Here is a 9,456-nt window from a genome sequence, read left to right as displayed (position 1 = left end):
TTCACCTGCCCTTAGCTACGAACCTTGAGACTCAGCCACCGCGCGCCATCGTATTCAACTTCGATTGCGCCTTCCGCCATCAATACCTGTTTGAGACGAACCCGTGCGATCCGCTGCTCCCGATCACCTGCATCGTCAGTCACAAGACCGCGTATCTCTTTGACCTCGGGCACTTCATGTGCAATGTCAAGCAGCAGTTCAACGAGTCTTTTGACCGCACCGCCAATGCCTTCAGGCGGCCGCAACGACTCTACGCTGCAAATGAACACAACGCCGTCCTGGAAGCGATAGCTCAGTTCGAGTTCCCCCCATTCGACCCGGCGTCCAAGCACAAACTCGCTACCCTCAAAATGCGCGAGCCGAGTGTCTAGGCCGCGTGCGGCCAGATAACGCCTTACCGGGTCGCCGCCTGCGGGACTCCTGATCGTATCGTCCATGCGCGTAGTCATCAGGCCATCTTGATCGCGGACGCATTCCGGTCGTACAGGTCCTTGTAGGCTGCGCACGCCTGCAACGCCTTTTCCCGTAGGTCCTGGATGCGCGCCATTGCCTGATCCATGCCCTGCTTGTACTGTTCAGCGTTTTTCCCCGCGAATTCACCGAGCACGGTACTTGTCTGCGCATCCGCCGCCGAATAGGCCGCCGCCACCTTGCCGGTTCCGTCGGTCATGCGGCCCAGCACGTTGCCGGCCTGCATCCCTGCCTCAACGCCCATGCCGTTCTTGAGGGCCAATCCCGCCGCGCCAGACCCGGCGCCGGCCATAACCCCCAAGCCGCCGGCGGCTATTTCGAAGCTACCTCCAAGCAATGCGCTCGTCTTTGTATCGTCGATCGAGTCCTGCTTCAGTTTCAGCTCTTCCATCTGGATGCTGAATTGCCGCTGCAGCGACTGAACGTAGAATTCCTGCCCCTGATCGCGAAGTTCCTGGAACAGCTTGGTGACTTCAATCATCAGGGTGGAAATCGAGAACGGCTGATCGTCGCTCGCGACTGCACCGCTGCTGTCCGCACGACCAGGCGGTGTGGAGGCGGGCGTAACCGAATTAATGTTCTGGCTCATGATGTTCTCCTGGGTTAAGCGCGACCGGACGCAATGCCGACCATGGATGCGGGCGTACCACCAAAACTGGCAGCAATGCCAACGAGGGCGGTGCGAGTCCCTTCCCCTGCCCGGTTCGCACCTTCGAGAATCGACGACGTCCTCTCAAGCAGACTCTTAAGCTCGTCCATCGTCTGCTTCTGTTCCGTCTCGGTGTATTGCGTCAGGTATTGCAAGAACTGCGCATCGAGGCCCAGTTGGTCAAACACCTTTTGAAGCTTGGCACGTTCAATCGCAATCACGCCGCTCGTGATCTGTTGCGCACTGCCGGCAAGGAGGCGCACTGCCGAGGCAACGCTGAACTGGATCTGCACGGCCTTCTGGGCCACCTTCCGGTTAAGCGTGCGAACGGCATCCTTCACTGCCTGCTCGCAGACCTCCTCAGTCAGTGTCGCCCCCTTCCTCATCACCTTGAACGCTGCCGTCTCAATCGATTCCTTCACCATCGCCGCGATTGCCTCCTTGCTGAAGGCCTTCAGAACCGGTTTCGCGAACTCCTTCGCGAGCACGTTGCGCATCCGGGACAGGTCTTCAAGAAGGATTTGAACGCTACCGACGCCCTTTTTGGAAGCGGTCTGCGCCAGACTGACTTCAAACATTTCCGCAATCGATTTTGAAACCTGGTCTGCGACGTCGTCGCCGATCTGCGTGGCAAGGACGGAAACCTGGTCCTCCACGCCAGACGCGATCGCATCCGTAAGTAACTTCCTAGTCGCAGGTTCGCCGAGCTTGAGCCCGATCGTGCTCGTCGCATCCAGGATCCTGGCCACGCTCACCACGTCGATGAGTGCGCTGGCGATCTCGAATCCCATCTGGATTTCGCCCATGATCTCGGCGACCTTAAGATACTCCTTCGCATTCTTTTCATCGACGAGTGCCGCCGTTTGAAGCGCAGCCTTCGTAAGTCCGGTAATTCCCGCCATCAGGTCCGCGGTTCCGCCGGCATAGTCACACATCACCAGCTTCACGGCGCCGGTCGTCACCTCCGCCGCGCCGATCGCCCAGCTAAGCACGGTGTTGACGATACCGCCCTTACGCGCCTTTTCAGCCGACGCTCGAGCGGCTTCGTCCTGCTCGTTCAACTTCTTTACATCAGCCAGCCGGGTCTGCGCTTCGCGGTCAGTCTGGATATCCAGCGCCACGGACATCAGCTTGGCCCGGTCGCCGAGAATATCAAGCGCGGCGTTGGCAGCCACATAGGCGAGCACGCCCATCGTCACGGCATCTTCGGTGCCAAGGACGTTGTTCGCCGTACCCTCGGGATCGGGTACGCCGAGCACGGAGAAAATACCGGACAACGCAAGTACAGCCTGACCCCGCGTAACCCTCACCTCCGGTCCGGTTTTGCCGCCAGCCAGTTCGGATTGGACGAGACGCGCGGTCTGTTCCGCGGTCCGCGGCACGCCGGCGGCGGAAACATTCAGCGCTTCGTAAAGCGGGCGCAACCTCGGCTTGGACAACAGGTTATCCATATCGCTGCCGTATCCTGCGAAGACCGAGCGGTCAACATCTGGACGGATACCACTTTGTATGTCAGACATTCAATTTTCCTGTTGGCACGCAGCAAGCGAGCGGGACACATGTGCGCGAAGCGACTGGTATTCCGGATGGCTCGCACACCATTTGAGCGATGCGTTAAAAGCTTTCTCCGCGTACTCGCGGTTATCGACGATCTGATAGCTGATGCCGGCAAAATAGGACGAGCGCGGATCGGTGAGACGCAGCGCGCCGGAACGGCTAAAGCAGAAGATGGCCTCATCATGCTGATCGAGCCGCTGACAGCTCAGACCCAGCGCCAGCCAATAGTCAAAGCCGTGATGATCGATACGGACAAGCATGTAAAACCCACGCTTGGCAACCTCGTACTCACCGGCTTCGAATTGCTGATATGCGTATGCATAGACATAGTCCAGATCAAGCTGGTCGATGTCTCTCAACTGTCTTAGCGACACGCCATCAGCCGAACGCCGAAGTAGTGAATCGTAGTGGCCTGCTTCCATCGAGCGCCTCCATGCTGCCTGGGGATCAACCCCGGCCGAGCTGACTGAAGATGGCTTTGTTCAGATCACCGGTCAACGAGGTAAGCGAATTGCATCCGGTGATCAGGTAGTTATACGTGGTCGTGATCTTCTGAATCTCCAGATTGCCTTGCTGTGCGACGTCGGTTTGCCGGGCAGCAAAATTATCGATAGCCGCCTTTAGCGCACGGAGGTCGGCCAGGTTCAGTGCGTAGCCACCGTTTCCATCAGCACCACCGTCAGGCCGATAACGGGACTTAAAGTAGCTGGAGGCGGCTTTGCCGTCCACGTCAATAAAGTTATCGATGACGAAACCCAACACGGGGGTGGACGTCCACGCAATTTCCCAGCCATTTGCAGAGAAACTGGAAATCTGCCTGTCAACCCTGTTCGCCATATCCTGAGCAACACGCGCAAGCTCGGTCCTGGCTTGCATTGCCTTGAATATTTCCATGCCGCGATCAGTAACCGCTGCGATGAAGTCCTGCATTGCGGCATCGGCGTTGGAGAGAAAATTCCTATCTTCAAAGCTATCGGCCGACAATCTGCTGGCGCCTGTCACGGTAGCGGTCAACGAGACACCCGCATTGCTGGCAGACAATTCGGTAACGGACATTTTTTCCTCCTGAGATAGTCTTCCGGTTTTACAAACACGCCTTGTCTTTCGGAGATCCGACGCCTGGACAACCTGGCAACATTCCCGGATTCTGGCAAACTACAGCTTGCTGTAGATCGCCTTGTTCAGATCGCCAGTCAACGTGGTAAGCGAATTGCAGCCAGTGACCAGAAAATTGTACGTGGTCGTAATCTTCTGGATTTCCAGATTGCCTTGCTGCGCGATGTCGGTTGATCGCGCTCCAAAGCTATCGAGGGCGCTCTTAACTTGCTTCAACTGAACTCCAACCAAGCGAAGAACAGGATCACCGTCGGAATTGGTAAGAAAATCTTTAGCGCTCTTCCCATCGATGGCAATACCATTTTTGATCATGAAATCCCTAAGTTCCGTCGAGATTGTTGCCGTGGCGCTCTCCGGTTTCTCTCGGAATGCAGGATCGGCAAGCAATTTATCCACTTCGTTCGAAAAATCCTGCGCGTCACGCGAAAGCTTTGTCTTCTCGCGCATCTCGTCGAACAGCTTGTTACCACGATCCGTAACCGCCCCCATGAAGCCCTGCATCACGGCGAAGGCGGTTGCGAGAAAATTCCCGTCACTAAATTCAGCGGACGAAAACTGGCCGCTTACTGCAGCAGAGTTGAACGTGCTCCGACCACTAACAACCGCGTCACTGGATGACATTCTGTCCATTTTGTTTCTCCCAAAATAAGTTTTCCAGACTTACACAAACGACCTGCCAGCAGACTTCGATTTCTGAACCGCCTTACCGTCCGGGGACGGAGAAGGCTCGCTTGGAGGTCCAGACAGACGGTCGTACTGGCTGTCGATCGAGCGCATCAGGGCGAGCACGTCTTCGGCACGCTGCTTCAGGCTCTTGCCGGTCTCATCCGGCGAGTTCCAGTTCAGCGAAAACGCCTCCATCTTTCCAGCGGCCACCGGGTCAGTCTTCGCAGACTCACCGAGCGAAGTGATGCGTTGCTGAAGTTCGTGGAACTGACCAACGACCTGGCTGAGTTCAGCTTGTCCTTTCTGCAATTCACCAAACATCGCCTCTAACGAATTTTTCGCTTGCATGCTCATCTCCTGTCTGTGCTGCCACCTAGTACGTGCTACCAATATAAGCAGCGATCTGGATTGAATCTCCCGGAAAACGTGCAGGACTTTGGTTTTTTGCCTGGCAGTTCAAGGTGTTCCCGATCGCCGTCCACGGAAACGGCTCGTTCCACCGGAATTCGCCGTGCGCTACTTTTCAGACAAGCCGCCAGCCGGCGATTCCGGCAAACGCCCTTCAAGTTCCCGCCACTGCCGATAGCGCCGCGCGAGGGTTTTGACAACGGACGTCGCGGCGTCGCAACCGGCAACCAGCGCGGTAAGCGTCTCATAGTCCGCGGGCTTGAGAGGATCGCCGAGCTGCTCTGCCAGCGTCGCTCTCGCCGCCGCAAGCCGCTCGAGCAGGAGATCCCTCGTCTCGTTGCTCATGTCCAGATAGAGTCTGTTTTCAAGTTCAGTAAGATGCATAGGGCCTCGTCACAGGTTGAGAGGAAAGTGAATCAGCTGGCCGTCCTTCACGAGGTCGACGCCGTTGGCGTCGAGCGCGGAAATCTCATAGCCGCTTGGAAGCCGGCTACCCACCTGGAGGCGCGCACCGTTTGCAAGCTCAAGAAACATCAGGTCGCCACTTCCTCCGAAACTGATGATCGGAGCCGGGAAAATGCCTGGCTGTACGCCGGAAAGCGGGATGTTCTGATAAAGCACTCGTGGCGCAGCCCGATTCTCCTGTTCGAACTTGTCAAGCACGCGGTCAAGCACTTCCCTTTCGGGAGCAGTGAGCTGCCCCGTCACCAGAATGACGCCTCTGGATCGCTCGACACTTAGATGTCCAACGAGATTCGCCTCCCGCAAGCGGCCGATCAGTGCTTTTACCGCCTCGTTCTCGTTGTTGCGCACGACCCAGTTCCTGAGTCCGGGCATTGTCGACAGCATCACTGTCACACGCCGCCAGCGTTCGTCCGCTTCGATGCGGCCGGTGATATCAATGGTGCCGGGCTGCGCGCCGCTGGTCACCGCCACATCCTGATATCCGTTCAGCGTCAGCACCGCCGCTACGTTGCGCGCCAGTTCATCCTGGCAGACCGTTCCGTCGCGATAAACCATGCCCCGGGCCCGCAGCGTCCGGCGCAGATCGCGAAGGCGCACCGAGCTCACACATTGGCCGCTGATGTCGACAATACCGCGCCCATCCTGCTTGACTGTCACGCCGTCCATGGCGAGTTCAGCGGCGCGTGCGGCCAACCAGGCGCGGTCGTCGGCCAGGGGCGCCGGGGGCGACGAAAGCATCCAGACAAGCGCCGGCGCAACCAGTGCGCATGTTGCCAGGCTCATGACGACCAGCGCACCCCAGGCACGGCGACGGGCCGCTTTGCGCACCGGGACCTTGAAGTCCCGTCGCGCCGCCGCGGCTTCGCTGAAAACAAGCGCAACGCCCGCCAGGTCGATGACCGTTTCAAGCGGCACGCGATCCAGCGGCTCGGCGCGCTCCCCGCCGATCCAGCATGGCGCTGACGTGATCATCCGGACACCGGATGCATCGACAACCAGTGTCGCGCTCCCGTTGTTTTCAAGCGTAACGGCCAGGTCGGGATCCGGTCCGCCGATTCTCGTCTCTCCGGGCGGCAATCTGATCTGCTGGCCGGAGAACGGTCCGCTCAATACTGCAAGCTTGTAGGTGAGTTCCATATCTCGAACCCGCCTCAGGTCAGACTGCGCGGTTCGGCCTTGATAAGGAACAGCCGCACGACGCTGCGCCGCTCCCTGGCGTTACTGGAGAACAATCTTCCCAACACCGGGATGTCGCCGAGAAACGGAATTTTTCGCGAGCCCTCCCGCTCGTTATCCTGGACGAAGCCACCGAGCAGCAGGCTCTGGCCTGTTCGCAGGATCGCCTGCGTCGCAATGCCCGAGTTCAGAACCTGCGGTATGGCTTCGGTATTGCTAACCGCCGGCTCTTGGCGGCCGTCCTGCAGATCCAGTGTCAGCATGATCTCGTCCCCGAGGTCGCCCTTGATGAGACGGGGCGTCACCCGCAGCAACGAACCGGACGCAACGGAGGCGAGCTGCGCGACGTTCTTCCCTTCCACCTTTGTATAGAACGTGACACTTCTATCAAGAACAGCCTGAACGTTATTCAACGTCACGATCGACGGCCGTGACAGAACCTTCGCGTTGGAGGTCCGCGCCAGTGCATTGATACGCACGAAGAAGTCATCGGAATTGGAGACCATCGTCGAGAACGTGCCGTCCGACGCGCCAGCTCCGGTGTTCACGTTGACCGACGTACCGCCGAAGGTCAGCGAACCCGATAGATCGACCCCCAGCGATTTCATCTCGCCCGCATCGACGTCGATGATCGCGACGGATATTTCGATCTGGATGGGGCGTTGGTCGAGCTGGCGGATCAGGTCGGCATAGAGTTGCATGTTCGCCTTCCGGTCGCGGATGATCACCGCGTTGCGGCTGGAATCGGCCGCGAACGTCGGCAGCGAGGCTTTGGACGCGAGCGTCTTGCCACCCTCTGAGCTCACCGGCAACGAGCGGTTCTGCGACATCTCGCGCAACTCCGCGACCACGCCCGGCACGACAACGGTTTGACTGCGATACACGTAGGAGCCGTCGCTTGCGGAAGCGTAGCGCAGCGGAAAAATCTGGACGGTCTCCTGATTCTGAGCCTGGTCAAGCATCCTGTCGTCCATGCTCTTTGCAATCTGCTTCACGCGCGCGACGCAAACGGGCACCCCGAATACTTCCAGCGCATTCGAATCGTTGATCACCTTGAGCGAACAATAGTGGGAATCAAGGACACCGGCTTCTCCGAGGTATCCAGACAGATCCTCCGCGCGCAGATAGCCTGGCGTAAGCACATCGCTCGTGACTTCCTTCGCCTTGTACACGTATAGCGCCCGGCCGTCGTAGTACCACGCAAGGTTATAGAGCTTCGCCAACTGGTCGAGCGCCGCATCGGCCTTGAAGCCGGACAGCGTGCCGACAAAGACATCGTCGATTTCCCTGCTGACAATGACCGGCACGCCGTAGTTCGCGCCGAAATCCTCCAGCAGGGATGCGACTTTCGTTCCGCGGGTCGAGATGAAGAAGTCGGGGCCACGCAAGCTGATCGCCATGGCGCTCCCACAAGACGTGAGAACACAGGCAAACATCAGCCACAACAGGAAACGCGGTTTTCGCACACTCATACAAGTCTTCCGATACCCGATACTTCCGCGCTCTCGCGCTGCGAAAACCCATGGACCAGACCGCGCGAGAGTGCAAGCTGCCCCTCCAGCCGCTCCTTGAACGCGGCAGGTCTCGCGTCGATCTGTTCCTCGGCATACCGACGCCAGAACAGCCATTTTTCCCCTTCACATTGCAGCGCATCGTCGAGTGCATCCGGACTTGCGGCAAGCGAAAGGCTGGCCTGCATCAGCCATTCGCTGCCGGTCTGCGCAACATCGAGTTCGAGTCCGATGCATATCGAACCTTCGATCATGACCGCCTGTGCCGGCACCCCGGCGATCTCCAGCTCCGCCCGGTTACGGCTTGCCGACACGACGACCACCATTGAAAGATCGATCAGCCTGTTTAGCCATGTCCCATGTTTAGCCATGTCGCCTGTCATTACGCAGCCTTGAGCGCAGCCCTTCCACGAATTGACATTGTCATCACAACAGGGACAGGCAACGATCGGGTGATTACCTGAAATTGGCCAACTCAAAGCCTGACGTTGCATCTGGCCGATCCACAGGAGAACAGGATTTTCTAATGGCAGATCACATTTTCGAAAGACCGCCATGGAGGACGACGTCATACTGGCGCGCCCCATGGTCAGCTTTCTTGCGACCACCGCCGACCGCCGTGAAAACACTCAAGGGAACCTATGACAACCAGCAGTAGTGGCCACGACGCCACCTCAACGGCAAACCCGGGCACGGTCACCACGCGCGCCCCCGCAACCTGGCGCGCATACGGACGAACACTCGCCCTGTTGTTCGCTGCCGGATGGTTCGCCACAGGCCTGCTGTACGCATACGCTTCGGTGGTCACCCCGGTCATCCTCGATCCCGCTGTGACCACCTCCCCCCAACAGCTTGCTGCGTACTTCCGCGAGCTTGAACGGGGCGCCCCGCTCTACCTGCTGACCTTCGTCTGCTTTACCGGGGCGGACTTCCTGCTGCTGCTCCTCAGCGTCGTGCTACGAGAGCTGGTTGAGCCCCGCGATATACGCATTGAATTGGCGCGCATCTGTATGGTGGTCGCCATGTCGTTCGGCGTTCTCGTCGACGTGATGTTGTTTAGTCACTGGCTCGTCACCCGCAACATCGCGCTGTCGCTCGGGCCTTCCGCACAGGCTGCGCTGTGGGTCTTCTGGTTCGAAATTCAGACCCTTGGCGTGTGGCTGTCGGTTGCCGGCTTCCTGATCGGCGCGCTCGGCCTACTGCTCTTCGCCAACGCTATTGCATCCGTCGCGGCGTGGCGCCGTTGGGCCGTCATGACCCGTGCGTTTGCCGGCGTCATACTGCTTGAGGTGGGCGCGATCATTTTCGACACCGTGACGGCGAGCAGCGGTCTCGCAACCGGCATACTGTTCCTGCTGCTTTCCGTCGTTGTCGCACCCACATGGGCGTTGTGGCTGGCACGCGGCTTACGGCACGCCGAAGCCGGTCATTGACCGC

Annotated in this window: 12 protein-coding genes; 2 read left to right on the top strand and 10 right to left on the bottom strand. The window is 58.8% G+C overall.

All coding sequences use genetic code 11. The features are described 5' to 3' along the window. A partial coding sequence (locus tag EOS_RS48420) for a hypothetical protein (protein ID WP_235443065.1) occupies nt 1-371 on the top strand: 371 nt, incomplete at its 5' end. Between the two features lie 77 nt (nt 372-448). On the opposite strand, the gene EOS_RS35820 is transcribed toward EOS_RS48420, so the two are convergent. From EOS_RS35820 to EOS_RS46670, 10 genes are all read right to left on the bottom strand, one after another. Continuing rightward, complete coding sequence (locus tag EOS_RS35820; RefSeq protein ID WP_047896944.1) at nt 449-1,060, bottom strand: hypothetical protein; 612 nt, start codon at nt 1,058-1,060, stop codon at nt 449-451. A 14-nt stretch (nt 1,061-1,074) separates the two neighbouring features. Next, nucleotides 1,075-2,640, bottom strand: a complete 1,566-nt coding sequence (gene sctE, locus EOS_RS35815; protein WP_047896943.1) for a type III secretion system translocon subunit SctE — start codon at nt 2,638-2,640, stop codon at nt 1,075-1,077. Then, the gene (locus EOS_RS35810) at nt 2,641-3,099 is read right to left on the bottom strand and encodes a SycD/LcrH family type III secretion system chaperone (RefSeq protein ID WP_047896942.1); all 459 of its coding nucleotides are present in this window, start codon (nt 3,097-3,099) and stop codon (nt 2,641-2,643) included. A 25-nt stretch (nt 3,100-3,124) separates the two neighbouring features. Beyond that, entirely contained in the window at nt 3,125-3,733 is a 609-nt protein-coding gene (locus EOS_RS35805; protein ID WP_047896941.1) for a hypothetical protein, read from the bottom strand. Nucleotides 3,734-3,832: 99 nt separating this feature from the next. Beyond that, nucleotides 3,833-4,423: a type III secretion system translocon protein SseB gene (gene sseB / locus EOS_RS35800; protein WP_082163642.1), complete on the bottom strand. Its 591-nt coding sequence runs from the start codon at nt 4,421-4,423 to the stop codon at nt 3,833-3,835. 30 nt (nt 4,424-4,453) lie between these two features. Next, a complete protein-coding gene (locus EOS_RS35795; RefSeq protein WP_047896939.1) occupies nt 4,454-4,807 on the bottom strand; it encodes a hypothetical protein in 354 nt (117 codons plus the stop codon). 168 nt (nt 4,808-4,975) lie between these two features. Continuing rightward, a complete protein-coding gene (locus EOS_RS35790; RefSeq protein ID WP_047896938.1) occupies nt 4,976-5,251 on the bottom strand; it encodes an EscE/YscE/SsaE family type III secretion system needle protein co-chaperone in 276 nt (91 codons plus the stop codon). Between the two features lie 9 nt (nt 5,252-5,260). Next, on the bottom strand, nt 5,261-6,469 hold the full coding sequence (gene sctD, locus EOS_RS35785) for a type III secretion system inner membrane ring subunit SctD (protein WP_047896937.1): 1,209 nt from the start codon (nt 6,467-6,469) through the stop codon (nt 5,261-5,263). Between the two features lie 14 nt (nt 6,470-6,483). Further along, the gene (locus EOS_RS35780; protein ID WP_082163641.1) at nt 6,484-7,980 is read right to left on the bottom strand and encodes an EscC/YscC/HrcC family type III secretion system outer membrane ring protein; all 1,497 of its coding nucleotides are present in this window, start codon (nt 7,978-7,980) and stop codon (nt 6,484-6,486) included. After that, nucleotides 7,977-8,591 carry a hypothetical protein gene (locus tag EOS_RS46670; RefSeq protein ID WP_152693239.1) on the bottom strand — a complete coding sequence of 205 codons (615 nt, stop codon included), beginning with the start codon at nt 8,589-8,591 and terminating at the stop codon, nt 7,977-7,979. The genes EOS_RS35780 and EOS_RS46670 overlap by 4 nt, the downstream gene beginning before the upstream one ends. A gap of 69 nt (nt 8,592-8,660) precedes the next feature. Here EOS_RS46670 and EOS_RS35770 point away from each other — a divergent pair, with 69 nt between their 5' ends. Beyond that, entirely contained in the window at nt 8,661-9,452 is a 792-nt protein-coding gene (locus EOS_RS35770) for a hypothetical protein (RefSeq protein ID WP_047896935.1), read from the top strand. The last annotated feature ends 4 nt before the right edge of the window (nt 9,453-9,456 follow it).

It is taken from the genome of Caballeronia mineralivorans PML1(12) (assembly GCF_001028175.1).
In the GTDB taxonomy this organism is placed as follows: Bacteria; Pseudomonadota; Gammaproteobacteria; order Burkholderiales; family Burkholderiaceae; genus Caballeronia; species Caballeronia mineralivorans.
Note: the sequence above shows the minus strand (reverse complement) of the source record. Positions and strands in the feature narration are given on the sequence as shown.